The sequence below is a fragment of the Brucella pituitosa genome (genome assembly GCF_965577835.1).
In the GTDB taxonomy this organism is placed as follows: Bacteria; Pseudomonadota; Alphaproteobacteria; order Rhizobiales; family Rhizobiaceae; genus Brucella; species Brucella pituitosa.
This window is the reverse complement of record NZ_OZ264092.1, coordinates 1,600,009-1,620,559: the sequence shown is the minus strand read 5'-3', so window position 1 is coordinate 1,620,559 and position 20,551 is coordinate 1,600,009. Positions and strand designations below refer to the sequence as shown.

Below are 20,551 nucleotides of genomic sequence, written 5' to 3'. Positions count from 1 at the left end.
TAAAGCTTTAAATCTTTTGCATTATAACATCAATATGCTAGATTGATCCTGTCGGTGCCTGCAATTGCTGTTGCACGCCTGAACTTTTCCGCTGAACGCAATGTCCATAAAGGATCGCGACCGGTGCAAGCGCTGGGGCAATTTGCGCTTTGCTCTGCGGAAATGGTTCTGCCATACCGGCATCACAGCTTAGTGCATCCCGAAAAGTGTGAAGCAGTTTTCGGATAAGATGTGCGTCAACAAAGTAGAATAGAGCGCATTTCGACCCTATTTAAAGGGCGAGGTTCACTCTGAAATAGTGCTAAAAGGTTTGAAAATGCCTCCTTATCGTTCGCGTACTACCACCCACGGCCGCAATATGGCTGGCGCGCGCGGCCTATGGCGCGCCACCGGCATGAAGGATGAGGATTTTGGCAAGCCAATTATTGCTGTGGTGAACTCGTTCACCCAGTTCGTGCCGGGCCATGTGCATCTGAAGGACCTCGGCCAGCTCGTCGCGCGCGAAATTGAAGCAGCTGGCGGCGTTGCCAAGGAATTCAACACCATTGCGGTCGATGACGGTATCGCGATGGGCCATGACGGCATGCTCTATTCGCTGCCATCGCGCGAGCTGATTTCCGACTCGGTTGAATATATGGTCAATGCCCATTGCGCCGACGCGATGGTCTGCATTTCCAACTGCGACAAGATCACTCCCGGCATGCTGATGGCAGCACTCCGCCTCAATATCCCGGTCGTGTTCGTTTCGGGCGGGCCGATGGAAGCAGGCAAGGTCGTCTGGGACGATCAGGTCAAGAAGCTCGACCTCGTGGATGCGATGGTTGCAGCCGCTGACGACAGCTACACCGACGATCAGGTCAAGGCGATTGAGCGCTCTGCCTGCCCTACCTGTGGCTCGTGCTCTGGCATGTTCACCGCAAACTCGATGAACTGCCTGACCGAAGCTCTCGGCCTGTCGCTGCCGGGCAACGGCTCCACGCTCGCAACCCATGCCGACCGCAAGCGCCTCTTCGTCGAAGCCGGTCATCTGGTTGTCGATCTCGCCCGCCGTTACTACGAGCAAGACGACGAAAGCGTATTGCCGCGCTCGATTGCGAGCTTCCCGGCCTTTGAAAACGCCATGACACTCGACATTGCGATGGGCGGTTCGACCAATACGGTTCTGCATCTGCTTGCAGCCGCACAGGAAGCCGAGATCGACTTCACCATGGCCGATATCGACCGCCTGTCGCGTCGCGTACCGGTGCTCTGCAAAGTCGCACCTGCCAACAACACGGTTCACATGGAAGACGTGCATCGCGCAGGCGGTATCATGGGTATTCTCGGTCAGCTCGACAAGGCAGGCCTCATCAATACTGCGCTGCCGACCGTGCACAGCGAAACCATGGCCAAGGCGCTCGATCATTGGGACGTCACGCGCACCAAGAGCGAAATGGTACACAAGTTCTATTCCGCAGCTCCCGGCGGCGTGCCGACACAGGTTGCCTTCTCACAGGAACGTCGCTTTGACAGCGTCGATGCAGACCGTGAAAAAGGCGTCATCCGCTCCAAGGAATATGCCTTCAGTCAGGATGGCGGTCTGGCCGTGCTTTACGGCAATCTGGCCGAAGACGGTTGTATCGTGAAGACGGCAGGCGTGGACGATTCCATCCTGAAGTTCTCCGGCCCTGCCCGCATCTTCGAAAGTCAGGATACCGCAGTACTCGGCATTCTGAACGGCAAGATCAAGGCTGGCGACATTGTACTGATCCGCTATGAAGGCCCGCGCGGCGGCCCCGGCATGCAGGAAATGCTCTATCCAACCAGCTATCTGAAGTCGAAGGGTCTGGGTAAGGCTTGCGCGCTGATCACCGACGGACGTTTCTCGGGCGGTTCTTCAGGCCTCTCGATTGGTCACGTTTCGCCGGAAGCAGCCGAAGGCGGCACCATTGGTCTGGTGCGCGAAGGCGATATCATCGATATCGACATCCCGAACCGCAAGATCCATCTGGCTGTTGATGATGCAACGCTGGCCGAACGCCGCGCCGAGCAGGAAGCAACGGGCTGGAAGCCGCTGGAAGAGCGCAAGCGCAAGGTTTCAACCGCGCTGAAGGCTTATGCCTCCATGGCAACCAGTGCCGCCAAAGGCGCGGTGCGGAAGTTGCCGGATTGATTTCGTAAGAGAATATTTTACTAAGGGCTCTTCGGAGCCCTTTTATTTTATCAGGAGATTGGAAGCCATGAATTTGAGAGCCATATTTTGTGCATCTATAGCTGCTTCTTTATTGTCTATTGCACCGGCGCAAACCCAAGAACTAACCAAGCAAGATTATCTAGCGCTTCCCGCTAAATCCCTAAAGAATTTTCAATGCGCTATCCTCATCCAAAACATCGGAAATATTGTAAAACCAGCGGCCTCTTCATACCTTCTGTCATCCAGTTTCACACAAAAAGCTTACGATCTAGGCAAGCAATATTATGAGGCTCTGGAAACCAACAAGATTAGCGTCATGGACCTCACGCTAGATATGCCTTCAGAGTTTAAGCTGGACACAACTACGATCATGGCGCGAGATCAACAGGAAGTAATCGCGTTCAAACTTGGACGTATCTCGATCAAAGCAACGGCTGACATTCTTTATAAGGTCGGAGCTGTGAATAATGAGGGTGAAGTAGACACCGCCAAGTTCAAAAAGAAATCTCCCGAACTTCTTGATGAATATTGCGATTTCGAGGGATTGAACATGCCTGCTCCAATGCTCGAAAAGCTGCAACATGACCTCAGATCATCGGTTCAGGAATAAGCTCAACTATTACTGAAGCGCCTTCTCCACCGCTGGCATCAGATCGTTCTTCACCGATTCCGGGGTAAACGGCCCGACATGCTTGTAGACGATCTTGCCATTCTGATCTACGAGGAAGGTTTCCGGCACGCCGTAGACGCCCCATTCGATTGCTGAGCGTCCGGCGCGGTCGGCACCGACAGCGGCAAACGGATTGCCGAGATCGCCGAGGAAGCGGCGCGCATTTTCCGGCTGATCCTTGTAATTGAGGCCAACCACGCGGATGCGCTCATCCTTAGCGATTTCCATCAAGAGCGGATGTTCCTGACGGCAGGGGACGCACCACGATCCCCAGACATTGACCAGTGTGAGCTTGCCTATAAAATCTTCGCTGTTGAGACCGGGTACAGGCGCACCATCGCGCACCAGACCCTCGACAGGCGGAAGACTCGTCTGCGGTGCCGGTTTGCCAATCAGTGCCGAAGGAATGGTCGTATTATCCTTGCCAGACAGAAGCTGTACGGCAAAAATTGCGGCCAGTCCGACGAAAATCGCCAGCGGCAGCAGGGCAACCCATGTGGAGCGCTTTTTCGGCGCGGCAGACTTTTCGGTTGTTTCGGTCATTATGCTTTACCGGGGGCTTTTGCAGAACGACGACGCACGCCCTGTGCCTCAAGCCGCTTCAGCTCATTCTTCAGGATACGCTGATCGATCAATATCCAGCCAATTGTGATGGCAAGTGCTCCCGCGGCGAGGCCATAGGACGTTACAACAAAAGCCATGTGGCTCATCATACCGCCTCCCCTTGGGTTTCAGCCTGTTCTCTTTTCATACGGCTGCGGTCGGCATTGCGGGCTGCGAGCTTTTTCATCATGGCCACGCGACGGCGCCATATTTCATTGCGCATCGCCATCATGTGCAGCGTGAGAAACAGCAGCGTGAAGCCAATGGCCATCACGAAAAGTGGGCGCAGCATGGAGCCGTCAATGGTCGGACCGTCCATGCGGAAGACAGAGGCTGGCTGATGCAGGGTGTTCCACCAATCGACCGAGAATTTGATAATCGGGATATTGATGAAGCCCACCAGTGTCAGAACCGCGACAGACTTGGCGCTCTTGGTCGGATCATCCATGGCACGCGACAGTGCGATAATGCCAAGATACATGAGAAACAGCACGAACACGGACGTCAGCCGCGCATCCCACACCCACCACGTGCCCCACATCGGCTTGCCCCAGAGCGAACCTGTTGCCAGCGCAAGCGCAGTGAAAACGGCCCCCAGCGGAGCTGCAGCGCGGATCGAAACATCCGCCAGCGGATGACGCCAGACCAGCGTGCCCAGCGCCGAAACAGCCATGATCGAGTAGCACATCATGGAAAGCCATGCGAAAGGCACATGGATATACATGATGCGGACCGTCATGCCCTGCTGGTAGTCCTCCGGCGACAGGAAGAAGACCATATAGAGGCCGATGGCCAGAAACAGTGCAGACAGAAGCCCAAGCCATGGCAAAACCCTGCCCGCAAAGCCAAGAAAGCGCGTGGGGTTTGCCAGATCAAGCCAGCTTGTGGTTCTCATCATATCATTCGTCATGGCTTATACTTATACCTGACGCGTTATGCTGTTCAATTGACCGTAATCAACTGCGTCAATCCGCCGAGCATGATCTTGACTCAAAAACGGCTCCCACTTTTCGGGATCACAATATTTCTGAGCATTGTCCTACGCAAAACCGGTTACCACTTTTGCTGGAAATGCTTTTAATCCGCCGAGCTTTTTAATGAAGCTGCTGCGGCCAACGGACCCAGAACAGCGAAAAACAAAGTGAGCGCACAGAGAATAAGGAATGGTGCAAAAAACGGAGCCACGGCATCAGTCGCGCCATAAGACGCTGACACGCCAAAAATCAGCACTGGAATGGTCAGCGGCAGCACGATTACCGAAACAAGCAGACCACCACGCGGCAAGGCTACGGCCAATGCCGCCCCCACTGCTCCGATAAAGGCAATTGCCGGGGTGCCAACAAGAAGTGTGAGGGCAGTCGCAGCGGTTGCCGTCGCATCCATATTCATGAACAGCCCCAACATGGGTGACGCAATCACCAACGGCAATACGCTTGCCACCCAATGAGCGACGCATTTCACAAAAACGGTGAAAGCCAGCATATGGCGGTCTGCGCCAATCAGCAGGAGATCGAGCGAACCATCCTCGCGATCCGCCTGAAACAGCCGGTCCAACCCGAGCAGTGTTGCCAGCAAAGCGCCAATCCACAACATGGCCGGGCCGATACGCGCGAGGAGATTGAGATCAGGACCGACACCGAACGGCATCACCGAAATCACCGCCAGAAAGAACAATATGCCGATCAGCGCGCCACCGCCAGCGCGAAAACTAAGGCGCATATCCCGGATAAAAAGCGCCAGCATCACACAGCCTCAACTGAATAGGCGGCCATGTCGAGTGTCCGAACGCCAATGTTTCTTTCCAACGCAGTTCCGGACGGGAAACCGGCTTCCACTTTCCCTGAAACTGCGTCTAAGCCCAACGGAATATGCGTTGCGGCGACAATCATGCCGCCTTCCTGCATATGCCCGCGCATCAGTTCTGCAAAGCGCGCCTCGGATGCTTTGTCGAGCCCGGCAGTCGGCTCATCGACAACCCAGAGCGGACGATAACTGACCAGCAGCTTGGCGATTGAAACGCGACGCTTCTGCCCAGTGGAAAGATAGCCAAAAGGCAAATGCTCAACGCCTGGCAAATCAACGGCCTCAAGCGCCTCATCGATATCGAGGCGTGGTTCGCCATTGAATTTTTGCCAGAACAGCAAGTTCTCGCGCACACTCAAGGCAGGCTTCATTGCATTCTGGTGACCGAGATAGTGGCAAGATGCGCGAACGGGAAGCGAGGTTCCCTCTTCAAACAACTCGACTGTGCCATCTTCCGGCGCAAGAAGACCACATATGATTCGCAGCATCGTCGATTTGCCGGAACCGTTCGGACCTGTGACCACCAGCGCTTCGCCGGAAGACAATTCAAAGGAAAGGGCAGAGAAGATCGTCTCGCCGCCACGCTCGCCTGCCAGGTTTTCGGCCTCAAGCCGCATTTTCTCTCCTTAGCGCGCCGTGCGCTCTGCAAGGCGCACAAAAGGTCGCTCTAACAGTTTAAACTTGCTGCATAATTTTATCTTAAACTGATAAGAGTTTAAGAAATTATGCAATAGGCACGTCCGGCAAGGGCTGAACGCGGGTATCGCAACATTTCGCCGCAAGGGAGCAAATTCACGATATTCTGTCTGGAATCGTTTTAGGAAACTCTCTATATGAGGGCTACCATGCCAGCGGTCGGTGTGGAAACAAATTTTGGCCGATCTCAAAGGCTTGGCGCTTGTAGGAGCACAGGTTTCGGGACGGACAGCGGAAATGACTGCACCCGCACCTTTAGCGCGTCCTTGAAACGCAGCAGAGGCGTTCGTCCTGGTTTTCCGGCCAGTAGCATGAAGGACGAACGCAGTGTCACACATTGACAGCTTTAAATGCCGCAAAACCCTTACCGTCGCCGGTAAGGAATATGTTTATTACAGCCTGACCGAAGCCGAAAAGAACGGCCTCGAAGGCATCTCCAAGCTCCCGTTCTCCATGAAGGTTCTGCTCGAGAACCTGCTCCGCTTCGAAGATGACCGCTCTGTCAAGAAGTCGGACATCGAAGCCGTTGCCAAGTGGCTGAATGATCGCGGCTCGGCAGGCGCGGAAATCGCCTATCGCCCGGCACGCGTACTCATGCAGGACTTCACCGGCGTTCCGGCCGTTGTCGATCTGGCAGCTATGCGCGACGGCCTGAAGAACCTCGGCGGCGATCCTGAAAAGATCAACCCGCTGGTTCCTGTCGATCTTGTCATTGACCACTCGGTCATCGTCGACGAATTCGGCAATCCAAGCGCATTCAAGGCCAATGTGGATCTGGAATACCAGCGCAATGGCGAACGCTACCGCTTTCTTAAGTGGGGCCAGCAGGCGTTCAAGAACTTCCGCGTCGTTCCTCCGGGCACCGGCATCTGCCATCAGGTAAATCTCGAATATCTGGCGCAGGCCGTATGGACCAAGGAAGAAGACGGCGTGACCGTTGCTTATCCTGACACCTGCGTCGGCACCGACTCCCACACCACCATGGTCAACGGCCTTGGCGTTCTGGGCTGGGGTGTTGGTGGTATTGAAGCAGAAGCCTCGATGCTGGGTCAGCCGGTTTCCATGCTGCTGCCGGAAGTTATCGGCTTCCGCCTGACCGGTAAGGTCAAGGAAGGCGTTACCGCAACCGATCTCGTGCTCACCGTTACCCAGATGCTGCGCAAAAAAGGCGTGGTTGGCAAGTTCGTTGAATTCTTTGGCCCGGGTCTCGACAATATGACCCTTGCCGATCGCGCAACCATTGCGAACATGGGCCCTGAATATGGCGCGACCTGTGGTTTCTTCCCGATCGACAAAGAAACGCTCAACTACATGAACACGACCGGTCGCGAAGAAGACCGCATCGCGCTCGTTGAGGCTTATTCACGTGCACAGGGCATGTGGCGGGAAGCGGACAGCGTTGATCCGGTATTCACGGATGTTCTCGAACTGGATATGAGTGAAGTCGTTCCGTCGATGGCCGGTCCAAAGCGTCCTGAAGGCCGCATTGCGCTGGAAAAGATCGCATCGGGCTTCGCAACCTCGCTTGAAACCGAATACAAGAAGACCACAGGCCAGACCGCACGTTACGCTGTTGAAGGCGAAGACTACGATCTCGGCCATGGCGATGTGGCAATTGCCGCTATAACCTCATGCACCAACACCTCCAACCCAAGCGTCCTGATTGCAGCCGGTCTTCTGGCGCGCAATGCAGTCGCCAAGGGTCTCAAGACCAAGCCGTGGGTTAAGACCTCGCTTGCTCCCGGCTCTCAGGTTGTTGCCGCTTATCTTGAATCCGCTGGCCTCCAGAAGGATCTTGATGCGCTCGGCTTCAACCTCGTTGGTTTCGGCTGCACGACCTGTATCGGTAACTCCGGTCCATTGCCTGCTCCGATCTCCAAGACGATCAACGAAAAGGGCCTGATCGCGGCTGCCGTCCTGTCCGGCAACCGTAACTTCGAAGGCCGCGTTTCGCCGGACGTTCAGGCCAACTATCTGGCTTCGCCGCCACTCGTCGTCGCTCACGCTCTTGCCGGTACGGTCACCAAGGACCTGACCAAGGAGCCGCTTGGTGAAGATCAGGACGGCAACCCCGTATTCCTGCGCGATATCTGGCCTTCATCGGCTGAAATCCAGGAATTCATTGCCAAGAACGTTACCCGCAAGATTTTCTCCGAAAAATATGCGGACGTGTTCAAGGGCGACGAAAACTGGCAGGCTGTTCAGGTTCCTGCAGGCCAGACCTATGCATGGGACGACAATTCGACCTATGTGCAGAACCCACCTTACTTCGTGGGCATGGGCAAGTCGGCAGGTAAAATCGGTGACGTTAAGGGTGCACGCATCCTCGGCCTCTTCGGCGACAAGATCACCACCGACCACATCTCGCCTGCCGGTTCCATCAAGGCACAGTCGCCTGCTGGCAAGTACCTCATCGATCATGGCGTCGGCATTGCCGACTTCAACCAGTACGGTACGCGTCGTGGCAACCATGAAGTGATGATGCGCGGCACCTTCGCCAACATCCGTATTCGCAACCACATGCTGGGCGAAAACGGTCGTGAAGGCGGCTACACCATCCATTATCCGTCGAAGGAAGAAACCTCGATCTACGACGCAGCCATGGAGTACAAGGCAGAAGGTGTGCCACTCGTCGTCTTCGCAGGCGTCGAATATGGCAACGGTTCTTCGCGTGACTGGGCTGCAAAGGGCACCAACCTGCTCGGCGTCAAGGCTGTGATCGCTCAGTCGTTCGAGCGTATCCACCGCTCCAACCTCGTTGGCATGGGCATTGTGCCTTTCGTCTTCGAGGAAGGCACAAGCTGGCAGACGCTGGGTCTGAAGGGTGACGAAATCGTCTCCATCGAAGGCCTTGCCGATGTACGTCCGCGCCAGAAGGTCGACGCTTCGATCACTTATGCAGATGGCACAGTGAAGAAAGTTCCGCTCATCTGCCGCATCGATACGCTGGACGAGCTCGACTACATGAAGAACGGCGGCATCCTGCAGACCGTTCTGCGTGACCTCGCTGCTTAATCAGCGACAACGCTCCAAACAAAAAAGCCGCCGGAGAAATCCGGCGGCTTTTTCAGTCTCCGGAACCGTTTTATTGCCCCGAACGGATCATTTCCCTGATTTTTAAAGCTTTTTCAAAGTGATCGAGAGTGTGGGTTTTTATCCACCACTCGGCAGCTTCCATAAGAAGCTCCGGTTCCGTGTTTTTGTTGGCAAAGAACGCATAGAACGAGATACCGACTGTATCGCCCTTTTTCGCGATCTTTTCATCGCAGATGGCGATGGCCTTTTCTCTCAAACTTTGTCTCATTCGCAATTTGCCTTTTATTAAAGCGCGACGCTGCACATATACTCGAAAAAGCCAGCTTCCGCCTTTAGGAGACGTATCTTAGTGAGATAAAAGAAACACACTGCCTGCAAATCTCACTGCAACGTGAATTCCTATTGATCGTCGTAATTCCTACATAATAGATGTCAGCGTCAATTATTGCAGGATGAACCCAAAGTGACCTTCCATTACCCCTTCCATGGGACACATACATGGCTTTCCGGCGACTATGTTCCCGGCTTGCGCGGTGTTTGTGCTGCATTGGGGCTGGCGTTCACCGGTTGCCTGTCAATGCAGGGCGTAGCGAAAGCTCAGGATAGCAGCACACGAACGTCCGTTCTCGAGCTCTATACCAGTCAGGGCTGTGCCTCGTGCCCGCAGGCTGACAAGAATTTGGCGAAATACGCTGACGACGCCAATGTATTGGCTCTGTCGTTCCACGTTAATTACTGGGATTACATGGGCTGGCGCGACACACTCGCCTCACAGGACAATACAGACCGCCAGAATGCCTATCGCAATTCGTTCAATGCCAAGATGGTCTACACGCCTCAGGCAATCGTCAATGGCGCTTCGGAAATGAACGGCGGCGACGCCGAGGTCGTGAAGCAGCATCTTGATGCGAGTAAGCTCAACGTACCCGTTTCGATCAGGAAACTGGACGATGGGCGCCTGTCGATTGAGATTGCGGCAGGTGAAAAACCAGAGAAGCCCGTACATGTCGTTATGTTCTACCTGCGCGATTCGGTAACCATTCCGATTGACAAGGGTGAGAACGCAGGGCAGTCCGTTACCTATCGTAATACGGTAACGGACACCAATACGATTGGCATGTGGGATGGTCAGGCTTTGAAAATCGAGCTGCCAGCTTCCGAGTTGACCCGCAAGGATGTGACCGGCTGTGCTGTGGTTTTGCAGCAAAGCAACAGCGACAAAGCGCTCGGTCCAATTCTCGGTGCCGCGATATTCAAACAAAAAGTTCAGCTCGGGCTCTAAAAGCCGCTTCGTCAAACGCCCGCAACACGCGAACGCAACAGCAACTACGCTTCGTGCGAGCTGTTTATCTTATCATTTGCGGGAATGTTGCATCTGTCTGAGTGGCTAGGCCAATGAAGGTTGGTTCGGCTCGGGCAGTCCTTTGGGCGGGGGGCTTGGGGTCGGACATACCCGAACCGAACCGTCTCAGGCAACATGGTGATGCTGACGTCATAATCGGGCCGGAATGCGAAGTTGACAAGGCCAAAATGTGGCTGGCGATCACCATTGAGAACAGCTTTTCTCTTTTCGTGAACAGCTAATATACAACTAATTGGGGGTCTATTCTTGTGGGCAGTTCATAGAAAACCGCCAGTACCAGCGCTTGATCTTGCAATCGTTTTACAAAAGCATCACCTTACTGTCATGAGCTGATTTGATCGGTGTTCCCGTATTTCCTTTACAATAGCTCCTGACGGCGAAAGGAAGAAAATGGACATACCAAGCGCTGCGAATGAAGATAAGTCTTCGCATTCGCCCTCTCATCCATCGGCGACGCCAAAAATTGTCCCTTTAGCGCAATCACGTCCGCCTTCTCCCACGGTCAGTTTTGACAGACACGAACTTGGTAAAATCCTGAATATTTATGGCCGTATGGTCGCCACAGGTGCGTGGCGCGACTATGCGATTGATCATCTGGCCGATAGAGCGGTGTTCTCGATCTTTCGGCGGGCCAGCGAAGTTCCGCTGTTTCGTGTGGAGAAAAACCCCAAGCTCGCACAGAAGCAGGGGGCCTATTCTGTGATTGCTGCAAGCGGGCTCATTATGAAACGCGGACACGAACTGGAGCGTGTGCTCCGTGTCTTCGATAAAAGCCTCAAGCTGGTCGATAATTGATTAGAGCGCATCCCGAAAAGTGTGAAACGGTTTTCGGACAAGATGTGCGGGAAAACAAATGATTAGAGCGCCGATCTGATCCAATCAGATCGGCGCTCTAAGTGAGGGGCACTTCGCCCGGGTCGACGGTGCAGCCACCGTTGAGCGGCAATTGCATGAGGACCGTATCGAGCCAGCGTCCATGCTTGAAGCCTGAACCCTGAATACGTCCGCTATGGGTGAAGCCGAGGCTCTCATGCAGCTTCACCGAGCCTATGTTGTGCTCGCCGTCACCAACCACTGCCAGCAATTGCCTGAAGCCCAACGCGGTCGCACGCTTGATAAGCTCGCCAAGCAGAAACTTGCCAACGCCCTTCCCCTTAGCGTCCGGCGCGATATAGATAGAATCTTCTGCAAGCCAGCGATAGGCCGGCCGGGTACGGAAGTAGCTGATATAGGCATATCCCAGCACCAGCCCATTTTCTTCCGCGACAAGAATTGGAAAGCCCTGCTCGACAAATGCGTCGAAGCGAGTTTTCATTGCTTCAACGGTAGGCGGTTCGATGTCGTAAGAACCGGAACCGTTCAGCACAGCCTCCGTGTAGATTGCGGTGATGGCATCGATATCGGTGGGTTGAAAATCGCGAATATGGGGCATGTCATAAGCCAGAAGTCAGGTTCAGATTACGCCTTCAACATGCCTCGAAGTCACGCGATTGAAAAGCAAAAAGGGCAGCGTTTCCGCTGCCCTTTCGCATAATTCAATTCCAGACTGATTAGTCACGGTTGCCCATGAACTGAAGCAGGAACATGAACATGTTGATGAAGTCGAGATAGAGACGCAGCGCGCCCATCACAATCTTGCGGCCCTGCGTGTCCGAAGCATCACCTTCGTAGTACATTTCCTTGATCGACTGCGTGTCGTAGGCGGTGAGACCTGCGAAGATCAGCACACCGATCACCGAGATTGCGAACTGCAGCGCGGTGGAGCCAAGGAAGATGTTGACGACAGAGGCGATGATCAGGCCGAACAGGCCCATCATCAGGAACGAACCCATTGCGGAAAGATCACGCTTGGTCGTGTAACCGTAAAGCGAGAGCGCTCCGAAGGAAGCTGCCGTTACGAAGAAGGTGCGCACGACGCTTTGGCCGGTGAAGACCAGGAAAATCGACGACAGCGACAGACCGACGAGAGCTGCATAGCCCCAGAATACGGCGTTAGCGGTCGAAACCGACAGACGTTCGATACGGAAGCTCAAGAAAAACACTGCTGCGAGCGGTGCAAGCATGACCACCCAGCGCAGCGGAGACGTGTAAAGTGCTGCACCAAGTGCAGTAAGCATCTTGCCGTTTGCCATCTGCGCGACAGCAGCAGACGGGTCATTGGTCACTGCCAGAGATGCGACGGCGAATGCAGCAAGGCCGGTAACGGCCAAGCCGATAGCCATCATGTTGTAGACGCCCAGCATGTAGCTGCGCAGTCCCTGATCAATGCTGGCATCAGCGCGAGCGCCGCCTACCGGCCTCTGCTGCGCCTGAATATTGCGAAAGTCAGCCATGACTTAAATCCTCTTGCCTTGTCCCGTCCGGTGTCGGGTCCTGGCTCATTTCGAGCCGCTCCCAGGCGCCGCTGGCGGGACCCCAGCATGCCTGCGTATATTATGGGCATTTCAGAGCTATCGTACAAGTACTACCTGTAAAAAATCGTGATGAGGCAGCTTGAAATCTGAAGTGCATTCTCCATGCTATCCAAGCATTTAGCCCATTTCTGATCCAACATTACAAATGGTTCATATGGTCCGCAGCACAGTTGCAGGTTTCTGACCCAACACCCGCCATGTTCCCGCAAGGCCGAAACCAACGGTGAGGATCAGTGCAACAGCGACTGTCATCAGAGCCACATCCGGCAGGAACTGTGCTTTGAGCTTCATCACTTCTACTACTACGTACCAACCGGCAGCACTTCCTGCGACCAGCGCAAACATGGCTGTTGCAAGCCCAAGCAGCATATATTCGACGATATAGGCTGCAATGAGCGTACCCCGCGTGGCACCCAGCGTTTTAAGCACAACCGCATCGTGAACACGTGCCCGATTGCCCGCAGCCAAGGCCCCGCCAAGCACCAGCACCGAGGCCGCAAGCGCTATGGATGCAGCCGCACGGATTGCCGTTGCAAGCTGGCTGATCAGATCATTGGCAACATCAAGCGCATCGGTCACGCTGACAGTGGTAACCGCTGGCCATGTCTTCGTGACCTGCCGCAGCACATCCGGCGCAAGATTCTTCTGCCCGTCAGGAATGGTCAGCGTCGCAAGCCATGTGGCGGGCGCACCAGCAAAAGTGTTGGGCGAAAACACCATAACGAAATTCATCGCCAGTGTTTCCCATTGCAACTGCCGGAAACTTGCAATCTTAGCATTGATGTTACGGCCAAGTACATTGACCGTGACCGTGTCGCCAAGCTTCAGGCCAAGCTCCTTGCCCTCACGTTCCGCAAAAGATACCAATGGCTCGCCGCTATAATCCGCTGGCCACCACTCACCTTCAGTGAGTGTCGAATTTTCGGGCACCTTGTCGGCAAAGGTTATGCCGCGATCGCCGCGCAATACCCATGCAGCTTCCGGCGGAATGGTCATGTCGCGTACATTGGTGCCGTTAAAGGCTACAATACGCCCGCGCAGCATCGGACCGGAGGTAAGCTTGCCATCCGGTACGATGCCGCTCACAAGCTTGGTGAAATCGCCAATATCCTTGTTCTGAATATCGACAAAAAAGAAATCCGGTGCCTGTGCAGGAATGTTTTCTGTGACCTGACGGCGTAGATTGCCGTCGATCAGTGCAATCGCCACCATGAGTGTAAGACCAAGGCCAAGCGACAGAACCACCGAAGGGGTCAATGCGCCTGGACGATGAATATTGCCGACCGCAAGGCGAACGGCAGTTGAACGCATGCGCGGTGCGCGGCGGGCAAGCCAGCGGATACCGTCCGCGACCAACCGCAGAACACCAAAGGCCGCAATTGATGACACGATGAAGATGGCAGCGATCCGCCGGTCATAGGCGACGTAAAGTGCAAGACCCGCCAAAGCCGCAATCAGCAACACAGCGAGGCTGAGATAAAGGAACGGTGGCAAGCCGCGCTGCTCAAAACCCTGCTCGCGGAAAAGGGCTGTGGCCGGAATATTACGCGCGCGGCCCAGCGGTATGATTGCAAAGGCCAGCGTTGTGATCAGACCGAAGACAGCGGCAAGCGCAAGTGCATCCGGGAAAAACCCGCCGCCACCTGCGACAGGCAAATAATTGGCGAGCGCTGCTGCCGCCGCAAAGGGCATGATTGCCGCCAGAACCAGTCCGATAGCGATGCCGACAAGGCCGATCACCATGATCTGCACCAGATAGACCAGCACAGCAAAACGCGCGGGCGCGCCCAATGATTTGAAGGTCGCAATCACACCGCGCTTGCCGTCGAGATAGGCGCGAACGGCATTGGCAACCCCGACGCCACCAACGATCAAAGCAGTCAGGCCGACCAGCGTAAGAAACTGCGAGAAACGCTCGATATTGGCGCTCAGCGCCGGTGCAGCGTTAGCGCGCGAACGGATATTCCAGCCTGCATCCGGAAAATCAGTGCTTGCCCGCTCACGCAATTGCACGATTGCTGAATCCGGCGCGCCATCTGGTAATGCGACCTTGTAGATATGATCGACGAGGCTTCCGGGCTGGATCAGTCCCGACGCACGCAGACCATCCATCGAGACCAGAAAGCGTGGCGCAAAATTAAAGCCGGACGACAGCAGATCAGGTTCGCTTTCAATCAGTGCCCGCAATTCAAACGTTGAGGAGCCAAGCAGCACTTTCGCGCCCAGAGACAGGCCCATTCGATTGAGGAAATCCTGGCTGACGGCGGCGCCATAGACGCCATCTTGCTCTTTGGTCATATCCGCAAGCGACTGCTGAGGTTGTACCTTCAGCTCACCATAAAGCGGATAGGCGGCATCTACTGCCTTAACCTCTACGAGCGATTGATCGGTGCCATCCGGTATGCGCGCCATGGAACGCATGGTCGCACTTTCGGCAAAGCGGCCTTGCTGCTCGATAAAGGCACGCTCATCTGCGCTTGCCTCTCGTTGATTAAGCGCAAAGCTCAGGTCGCCGCCAAGAATGCTCTGACCTTCCGAAGCAATGCCTGTGCTGACAGAACGCGCGACGGAGTTCACACCGCCAATGGCTGCAACACCCAGCGCGATACAGGCGAGGAAAATATAAAAACCGGACAAACCACCGCGCATTTCACGTAATGCAAAGCGAAGTGCGAGTGAAAATGAGGCAATTCCGCTCATGCGCCAGCCACCGCCGCTTCGAACGCTGGCTCTTTTCGCGTAGGTTCTTCAATGCGTCCCGAACGTACTGGAATTTCATGATCGCAGCGCGCAGCCAATGAAGGGTCATGTGTAACCAACACCATGGTCAAACCGTTTTCGCGCTGTTTGGAAAACAGCAGATCGGTAATCTGGCGACCCGTGGCTGTATCGAGATTGCCTGTCGGTTCATCCGCAATCAGGATTTTTGGGCTTGGCGCAAGCGCGCGGGCAATCGCCACGCGCTGTTGCTCACCACCCGAAAGCTCTGAAGGATAATGCGTGAGGCGTTCACCAAGGCCGACGGCGATCAGCTCTCGTTCAGCCACTTCAAATGCATCTTTGCGCCCTGCAAGTTCCAGAGGAACCGCAACATTTTCCAGCGCTGTCATATTGGGTATGAGGTGGAAGGACTGAAACACGATCCCGATATTGGCACCGCGAAAGGCTGCGGCCTGATCCTCAGTCATCTTGCTGATTGTCTCCCCTGCGATCTTCACACTTCCGTTATCAACGTGCTCAAGACCGGCCAGAACCATCAAAAGCGTAGACTTGCCCGAACCCGATGGCCCCACGATACCGACAGACCGTCCCTGGGCGATGGAAAGTGAAACACCCTTGAGGACATGGACCGATGAGGCTGCATGTCCAAGCGTCAGATGAACGTTCTCAAGCTCGATAATCGGGGCAAAAATCGGGGGAGTCACCTGTTCCGTCACGCGTTTTTCTTCCTATATGAATATTGAAGAGCCAAAGCGCGCCACAAAATTGAACTTGTTTTGCGCCAGAAATTGAAGAGAAGTCCGAGGAGAAGTTCTTCGGGTGATTTTCCTACCTTGTTGCTAGATATGGGTTGCTGACAATGCGTTTCAAACTCTCGATCCCGGCATGGCTGTCGATTTTTGCGATAGTTGGATCTTTTCTTGCCGCAAGCTTGCCTGCCGCAAATGCGCAGGAGGAGCCGACAGGGCTCGAAGATGCACTGCCAACCGAACAGCTTGCACAGGTAAAAATTGTCGGTTTTGGCGATAGTTTGATGGCGGGATATCTTCTGCCTTCCAATGCAGCCTTCCCTCAGCAGCTTGAAAAAGTGCTCGACGATAAGGGCTATGAAGTCAGCATCGAAAATGCAGGCGTATCCGGCGACACCACCACTGGCGGCCTTGCTCGCATCGACTGGTCGATCCCCGATGGCACTGATCTGGTGATCCTTGAACTTGGTGCCAATGACGCCTTGCGGGGCATTTCACCCGACATTACCGAGAAAAATCTTGATGAAATGCTGTCGCGTCTTAAGACACGCGGCATCTCCGTTATCCTTGCGGGCATGATGGCGCCGCCCAATATGGGCAAGGATTACGCCGACAAATTCAATCCGATCTATCCCAGGCTCGCCCAGAAATACGGTGTGCCGCTTTATCCGTTCTTCCTTGATGGCGTCGCTACACAGAAAGGATTGTTACTTGAAGATGGCATGCATCCCAATGAAAAAGGGGTCGAAGCCATGGTTGCGAAATTTTTGCCAACAATCGAGAAAAACCTGAAAGACATACAAAAGACGGGGACATCCGGCGGCTGACACAATCGGGAGGCATAAACAGCTTGCTCAAAACAACGAAGAATGATTCGCTGAGAGTTGCATCGGTTAGGAAAGAAGATTCGTTTTTCTGATGATCGGTGCATAGGCACTCTAACTCAGAGCGTCCTCCAGTGGTTTCTGCCACACGACGCTCTGGCGCAGAACGGTTCGAGGAGGATGCTTTATGCCGCGTCTCTTTACTGCCCTCGAAATCCCGCGCGACGCCGCGCTTTCGCTCTCGTTATTGCGAGGCGGCCTCCCCGGCGCACGCTGGATTGATGTCGAAAATTACCACATAACCCTGCGTTTTATCGGAGATGTGGAAGGCCATGTGGCCGACGAGGTTGCCAATGCGCTTGATCGCGTGCGGCGCCCCGAATTCATGCTCAACCTGTCAGGTGTCGATGCTTTCGGTTCCAAGAAGCCGCACAGCATTTATGCGGGTGTATCCCCCTCGCCTGAACTCAATGCATTGCAAGGCGAGATCGAACGCATTTGCCAGCGGCTTGGTATTCCCGCCGATCCGCGCAAATTTACACCCCATGTGACTTTGGCACGCTTGAGAAATCCACGTATTGAAGATGTCGTGCATTATCTCTCTTCACGCGGCAATTTTTCGACTCTGCCCTTCAAAGTGGGTCGCTTCGTGTTGATGTCTTCACGTGATTCAGTGGGTGGTGGACCTTATATCGTTGAAGAAGCCTGGCCTTTGATGGCAGCATCCCGCCAGAACTGGTCAGCCAACGCATTGGAAGACGCCAGAACCATCCGGTAAACCTCTTCGAAGTCCCCGATCTGGCCATAATAAGGATCGGGGATTTCAACCGGCTTTCCTTCGGCTATCTCGGTGAAAAGTCCGACGCGGGCACTTGCGTTTGCAGGCTGTCGCTGGCCGATCATCCGCATATTGTAGTGATCCATCCCCAGAATAAGATCGAAGCGCGTGAAGTCGCCGGCGGTCAGCTGACGGCAACGTTGGGCCGAGATATCGAGGCCATGGCGTGCGGCAACCCGGATCGAACGATCATCGGGTTCCTCGCCCGTGTGATAGCCATTTGTGCCCGCCGAATCGACCAGCACATGATCAATTCGGCGCTGTTTCAGCACTTCGCCCATCACACCTTCGGCAAGCGGCGAACGGCAGATATTGCCTGCACAAACGAAAAGGATACTGGTCGGGGCTGAATGGGTCACGGAACTCTCGCGGCTATGATAAACTGATATGACGAACCCAACATAGGCAAAAGACGATGGCACGCAACAGGCTGACGGAAAACGAATTCCAAGAAGCGCTGACTGACCTTGAAGGCTGGCAGAAAGTCGAAGGGCGCGAAGCGATCCAAAAAACTTTCAAGTTCAAGGATTTCAATGCGGCGTTCGGTTTTATGACGCGCGCAGCGCTTCACGCTGAAAAGCTCGACCACCATCCGGAATGGTTCAATGTCTATAATCGCGTCGATGTCACGCTTTCGACCCACAGTGAAAACGGCATCACGGAACTTGATATCAAGCTTGCGCGCAAGATGAATGCATTGGCTTGAATCTATTCAAACCTTTGAAATATAAACAATAATAACCTTTTTCTGGAAGTTGAAGCTGCCATCGCGATTCCTGCACGAGTAAGGCAGCACCTTCGCCAGATCGATTTTCTCGTTCCAGTTTTGCCCTAAAGCACCTCCATTCACGCTTCTGATAAAAACGTCACCAATGGCAATAGCAGAATGGAATATGTGCCCGGCTCTGACATCATAGAAGCCGATTGCTCGCCCATAGGGCAGAGCCGAATAGCCGTTCCACAGCTCTCCGGCTTTGAAATTCAGCAAGGGAATCCAGTTTTGTCCGGATGTGCCACGTAATGTGTGCTCAGAAATACCCGCACCCAGCAAGAACCGCATATAGGCGGTAGTGTCGTAGCAAATGCCATCCTTTACATCGATATTGACCTGATCGCCAATATCCTGCGCCATGGCCAACTGATGGCCGCGATAGAACTGACTTGACCGGTCGGTGCGCACAAAGTTTTCGCCATAGCCGGTTAGATGCATAGCAAATCTCCATTTAATCCGATCAGACAAAGCCACCCGATTTGGCTGAGAGCTATATTCTGGTGATTTGGGAGACTTGGTGTAGCTGATGGTTCTCTCAGGGGAGACCACAGCTCTTAATCTTGAAACGCGGTCGCAATATTCCCATCTGCGGTATCGTCATGTCATATATAACTATGTCGTAGATAACCGACTGACAGGAGTTTGAACGGAAGATGGATAGCGTCAAGATTGATGAAATCCTCGAACCCGGCGACAAAGGCGATTTCAATAATCGCAGCGAGCGGGTGAAAAAAGGTTTCTGGAAGACCGCACGCCGTGCCGGTCGCATGGTCCCGTTCATGGATGAAGTCGTGGCTGCCTATTATTGTGCGCTCGACCAGAATACACCGACGCGCGTGCGCATGACACTGATGGCAGCACTTGCCTATTTCGTTCTGCCATTCGATGTCATCCCCGATATGCTGGTCGGAATTGGTTTTACCGATGATATTGCAGTGTTGATGGCTGCCCTGACTGCAGTTCGCACGCATATAACGCCTGCGCATAAAATTGCGGCCCGTGAGGCCCTGCGCGACGAGGAGGAGGCAGCTTAAAGCCGCCGCTCCCCTTCACGGCTTTGTTACGGGTCGACATCACTATCATTGTGCATTGACGCAATACGACAAACTCTTGCCGCTTTCTTTTGGATGAAGTTGGCAACGGGATTGCGGGGCCCTCGGCCTGCTCGTTCAAGTTTTCTTTCAAAACTTCACCGTTTGGTAACCCAGATTAAGGCACATTAAGGGTCACCAAACGGGACGGCGTGTTGAACGGCGACATCCCGATATTCGACTTTGAAGCAAACGAAAGAGAACCGGTAAAAAACCATGCTTGGAAAATCGATCGTCGCGGCTTCGGTGTTCACGATTGCAATGGCGGGCTCGGCTCTCGCCCAGACACCGACCCAGATTAAGCAGTTCGACGCCTGGGGCGCATACAGCTATCAGTCAGGCAATGGCAAGGTCTGCTATGTCCTGTCCGTTCCGACGCAGAAAGCGCCAGCCAATGTTGATCATGGCGACAACTTCTTCCTCGTGAGCCAGAAGCCCGGACAGAATATCAGCTTTGAACCACAGTTCATGGCTGGTTATGAGCTGAACGCCAATGCGAATGCCAAGGTCATTGTCACCATTGGAAACCGCAATTTTACAATGTTCGTCAACGGAAAATCCGGCTGGATGGAAAACGCCGCCGAAGAACCACAGCTGATTGCAGCAATGCGCGGCGGTTCGGACATGAAGGTGCAGGCACAATCCAAGCGCGGCACCAAGACCAATTACACCTATTCGCTCAAAGGCATTTCGGCAGCACTCGCAGCCATTCAGAAGTGCAAATAAGCCAATCGGTTCAAGCTAAATTACTAAGCCGGGGCTCCGCTCCGGCTTTTCTTTTTGATCCTGGGCCTATCC

22 protein-coding genes are annotated in these 20,551 nt (G+C 54.3%); 10 read left to right on the top strand and 12 right to left on the bottom strand.

Features of this window, described 5'->3' with window-relative positions; genetic code table 11:
- The first annotated feature begins 316 nt into the window (after positions 1-316).
- Complete coding sequence (gene ilvD / locus ACSME1_RS07810) at positions 317-2,152, top strand: dihydroxy-acid dehydratase (RefSeq protein WP_105705489.1); 1,836 nt, start codon at positions 317-319, stop codon at positions 2,150-2,152.
- Positions 2,153-2,219: 67 nt separating this feature from the next.
- Entirely contained in the window at positions 2,220-2,783 is a 564-nt protein-coding gene (locus ACSME1_RS07805; RefSeq protein ID WP_105705491.1) for a hypothetical protein, read from the top strand.
- 9 nt (positions 2,784-2,792) lie between these two features.
- On the opposite strand, the gene ACSME1_RS07800 is transcribed toward ACSME1_RS07805, so the two are convergent.
- The 5 genes from ACSME1_RS07800 to ccmA form a co-directional block, all read right to left on the bottom strand.
- Entirely contained in the window at positions 2,793-3,386 is a 594-nt protein-coding gene (locus ACSME1_RS07800) for a DsbE family thiol:disulfide interchange protein (RefSeq protein WP_105705492.1), read from the bottom strand.
- Positions 3,386-3,556 (bottom strand): heme exporter protein CcmD, encoded by a 171-nt coding sequence (gene ccmD / locus ACSME1_RS07795; protein WP_024898224.1) that lies wholly within the window; start codon positions 3,554-3,556, stop codon positions 3,386-3,388. The genes ACSME1_RS07800 and ccmD overlap by 1 nt, the downstream gene beginning before the upstream one ends.
- Complete coding sequence (locus ACSME1_RS07790; protein ID WP_024898225.1) at positions 3,553-4,356, bottom strand: heme ABC transporter permease; 804 nt, start codon at positions 4,354-4,356, stop codon at positions 3,553-3,555. The genes ccmD and ACSME1_RS07790 overlap by 4 nt, the downstream gene beginning before the upstream one ends.
- Before the next feature lie 167 nt (positions 4,357-4,523).
- Entirely contained in the window at positions 4,524-5,189 is a 666-nt protein-coding gene (gene ccmB, locus ACSME1_RS07785; RefSeq protein ID WP_024898226.1) for a heme exporter protein CcmB, read from the bottom strand.
- Positions 5,189-5,866, bottom strand: a complete 678-nt coding sequence (ccmA, locus tag ACSME1_RS07780; RefSeq protein ID WP_024898227.1) for a heme ABC exporter ATP-binding protein CcmA — start codon at positions 5,864-5,866, stop codon at positions 5,189-5,191. The genes ccmB and ccmA overlap by 1 nt, the downstream gene beginning before the upstream one ends.
- A gap of 406 nt (positions 5,867-6,272) precedes the next feature.
- On the opposite strand from ccmA, the gene acnA reads away from it, so the two are divergent.
- A complete protein-coding gene (gene acnA / locus ACSME1_RS07775; RefSeq protein WP_024898228.1) occupies positions 6,273-8,960 on the top strand; it encodes an aconitate hydratase AcnA in 2,688 nt (895 codons plus the stop codon).
- Positions 8,961-9,030: 70 nt separating this feature from the next.
- On the opposite strand, the gene ACSME1_RS07770 is transcribed toward acnA, so the two are convergent.
- Positions 9,031-9,249 (bottom strand): DUF6500 family protein, encoded by a 219-nt coding sequence (locus ACSME1_RS07770; RefSeq protein WP_024898229.1) that lies wholly within the window; start codon positions 9,247-9,249, stop codon positions 9,031-9,033.
- Positions 9,250-9,528: 279 nt separating this feature from the next.
- Between ACSME1_RS07770 and ACSME1_RS07765 the strand changes: the two genes are divergently transcribed.
- On the top strand, positions 9,529-10,263 hold the full coding sequence (locus ACSME1_RS07765) for a DUF1223 domain-containing protein (protein WP_024898230.1): 735 nt from the start codon (positions 9,529-9,531) through the stop codon (positions 10,261-10,263).
- A 471-nt stretch (positions 10,264-10,734) separates the two neighbouring features.
- Positions 10,735-11,139 (top strand): DUF2794 domain-containing protein, encoded by a 405-nt coding sequence (locus ACSME1_RS07760; protein WP_024898232.1) that lies wholly within the window; start codon positions 10,735-10,737, stop codon positions 11,137-11,139.
- Positions 11,140-11,236: 97 nt separating this feature from the next.
- On the opposite strand, the gene ACSME1_RS07755 is transcribed toward ACSME1_RS07760, so the two are convergent.
- The 4 genes from ACSME1_RS07755 to ACSME1_RS07740 form a co-directional block, all read right to left on the bottom strand.
- A complete protein-coding gene (locus tag ACSME1_RS07755) occupies positions 11,237-11,776 on the bottom strand; it encodes a GNAT family N-acetyltransferase (RefSeq protein ID WP_105705494.1) in 540 nt (179 codons plus the stop codon).
- A gap of 118 nt (positions 11,777-11,894) precedes the next feature.
- Entirely contained in the window at positions 11,895-12,677 is a 783-nt protein-coding gene (locus tag ACSME1_RS07750; RefSeq protein WP_024898234.1) for a Bax inhibitor-1/YccA family protein, read from the bottom strand.
- 231 nt (positions 12,678-12,908) lie between these two features.
- A complete protein-coding gene (locus ACSME1_RS07745) occupies positions 12,909-15,458 on the bottom strand; it encodes an ABC transporter permease (protein WP_024898235.1) in 2,550 nt (849 codons plus the stop codon).
- Positions 15,455-16,183, bottom strand: coding sequence for an ABC transporter ATP-binding protein (locus ACSME1_RS07740; protein WP_024898236.1), 729 nt, complete (start codon positions 16,181-16,183; stop codon positions 15,455-15,457). Before ACSME1_RS07740 ends, ACSME1_RS07745 begins: the two co-directional genes overlap by 4 nt.
- Positions 16,184-16,338: 155 nt before the next feature.
- Between ACSME1_RS07740 and ACSME1_RS07735 the strand changes: the two genes are divergently transcribed.
- Together ACSME1_RS07735 and thpR are read left to right on the top strand one after the other, a co-directional pair.
- Positions 16,339-17,055, top strand: a complete 717-nt coding sequence (locus ACSME1_RS07735; RefSeq protein WP_024898237.1) for an arylesterase — start codon at positions 16,339-16,341, stop codon at positions 17,053-17,055.
- A gap of 184 nt (positions 17,056-17,239) precedes the next feature.
- A complete protein-coding gene (thpR, locus tag ACSME1_RS07730; RefSeq protein WP_024898238.1) occupies positions 17,240-17,830 on the top strand; it encodes an RNA 2',3'-cyclic phosphodiesterase in 591 nt (196 codons plus the stop codon).
- On the opposite strand, the gene ACSME1_RS07725 is transcribed toward thpR, so the two are convergent.
- Complete coding sequence (locus ACSME1_RS07725; protein WP_105534751.1) at positions 17,740-18,249, bottom strand: low molecular weight protein-tyrosine-phosphatase; 510 nt, start codon at positions 18,247-18,249, stop codon at positions 17,740-17,742. The two genes, thpR and ACSME1_RS07725, sit on opposite strands and share 91 nt — an antisense overlap.
- A 56-nt stretch (positions 18,250-18,305) precedes the next feature.
- Between ACSME1_RS07725 and ACSME1_RS07720 the strand changes: the two genes are divergently transcribed.
- Positions 18,306-18,596 carry a 4a-hydroxytetrahydrobiopterin dehydratase gene (locus ACSME1_RS07720; protein ID WP_024898240.1) on the top strand — a complete coding sequence of 97 codons (291 nt, stop codon included), beginning with the start codon at positions 18,306-18,308 and terminating at the stop codon, positions 18,594-18,596.
- 6 nt (positions 18,597-18,602) lie between these two features.
- On the opposite strand, the gene ACSME1_RS07715 is transcribed toward ACSME1_RS07720, so the two are convergent.
- Positions 18,603-19,100, bottom strand: coding sequence for a hypothetical protein (locus ACSME1_RS07715; protein ID WP_024898241.1), 498 nt, complete (start codon positions 19,098-19,100; stop codon positions 18,603-18,605).
- Between the two features lie 215 nt (positions 19,101-19,315).
- Between ACSME1_RS07715 and ACSME1_RS07710 the strand changes: the two genes are divergently transcribed.
- Together ACSME1_RS07710 and ACSME1_RS07705 are read left to right on the top strand one after the other, a co-directional pair.
- Positions 19,316-19,696 carry a YkvA family protein gene (locus tag ACSME1_RS07710; RefSeq protein ID WP_024898242.1) on the top strand — a complete coding sequence of 127 codons (381 nt, stop codon included), beginning with the start codon at positions 19,316-19,318 and terminating at the stop codon, positions 19,694-19,696.
- Positions 19,697-19,969: 273 nt separating this feature from the next.
- Entirely contained in the window at positions 19,970-20,479 is a 510-nt protein-coding gene (locus tag ACSME1_RS07705) for an invasion associated locus B family protein (RefSeq protein WP_024898243.1), read from the top strand.
- Positions 20,480-20,551: the final 72 nt, after the last annotated feature.

Bases quoted from the DNA above. Each gene is read 5' to 3' on its own strand.
- ACSME1_RS07805 (WP_105705491.1), top strand. From the start codon at position 2,220: ATGAATTTGAGAGCCATATTTTGTGCATCTATAGCTGCTTCTTTATTG.
- ilvD (WP_105705489.1), top strand. From the start codon at position 317: ATGCCTCCTTATCGTTCGCGTACTACCACCCACGGCCGCAATATGGCT.
- ACSME1_RS07800 (WP_105705492.1), bottom strand. From the start codon at position 3,386: ATGACCGAAACAACCGAAAAGTCTGCCGCGCCGAAAAAGCGCTCCACA.
- ACSME1_RS07770 (WP_024898229.1), bottom strand. From the start codon at position 9,249: ATGAGACAAAGTTTGAGAGAAAAGGCCATCGCCATCTGCGATGAAAAG.
- ACSME1_RS07735 (WP_024898237.1), top strand. From the start codon at position 16,339: ATGCGTTTCAAACTCTCGATCCCGGCATGGCTGTCGATTTTTGCGATA.
- ACSME1_RS07745 (WP_024898235.1), bottom strand. From the start codon at position 15,458: ATGAGCGGAATTGCCTCATTTTCACTCGCACTTCGCTTTGCATTACGT.
- ACSME1_RS07790 (WP_024898225.1), bottom strand. From the start codon at position 4,356: ATGACGAATGATATGATGAGAACCACAAGCTGGCTTGATCTGGCAAAC.
- ACSME1_RS07715 (WP_024898241.1), bottom strand. From the start codon at position 19,100: ATGCATCTAACCGGCTATGGCGAAAACTTTGTGCGCACCGACCGGTCA.
- ccmA (WP_024898227.1), bottom strand. From the start codon at position 5,866: ATGCGGCTTGAGGCCGAAAACCTGGCAGGCGAGCGTGGCGGCGAGACG.
- ACSME1_RS07750 (WP_024898234.1), bottom strand. From the start codon at position 12,677: ATGGCTGACTTTCGCAATATTCAGGCGCAGCAGAGGCCGGTAGGCGGC.
- ccmB (WP_024898226.1), bottom strand. From the start codon at position 5,189: ATGCTGGCGCTTTTTATCCGGGATATGCGCCTTAGTTTTCGCGCTGGC.
- ACSME1_RS07710 (WP_024898242.1), top strand. From the start codon at position 19,316: ATGGATAGCGTCAAGATTGATGAAATCCTCGAACCCGGCGACAAAGGC.
- ACSME1_RS07720 (WP_024898240.1), top strand. From the start codon at position 18,306: ATGGCACGCAACAGGCTGACGGAAAACGAATTCCAAGAAGCGCTGACT.
- ACSME1_RS07755 (WP_105705494.1), bottom strand. From the start codon at position 11,776: ATGCCCCATATTCGCGATTTTCAACCCACCGATATCGATGCCATCACC.
- ACSME1_RS07760 (WP_024898232.1), top strand. From the start codon at position 10,735: ATGGACATACCAAGCGCTGCGAATGAAGATAAGTCTTCGCATTCGCCC.
- thpR (WP_024898238.1), top strand. From the start codon at position 17,240: ATGCCGCGTCTCTTTACTGCCCTCGAAATCCCGCGCGACGCCGCGCTT.
- ACSME1_RS07705 (WP_024898243.1), top strand. From the start codon at position 19,970: ATGCTTGGAAAATCGATCGTCGCGGCTTCGGTGTTCACGATTGCAATG.
- ccmD (WP_024898224.1), bottom strand. From the start codon at position 3,556: ATGATGAGCCACATGGCTTTTGTTGTAACGTCCTATGGCCTCGCCGCG.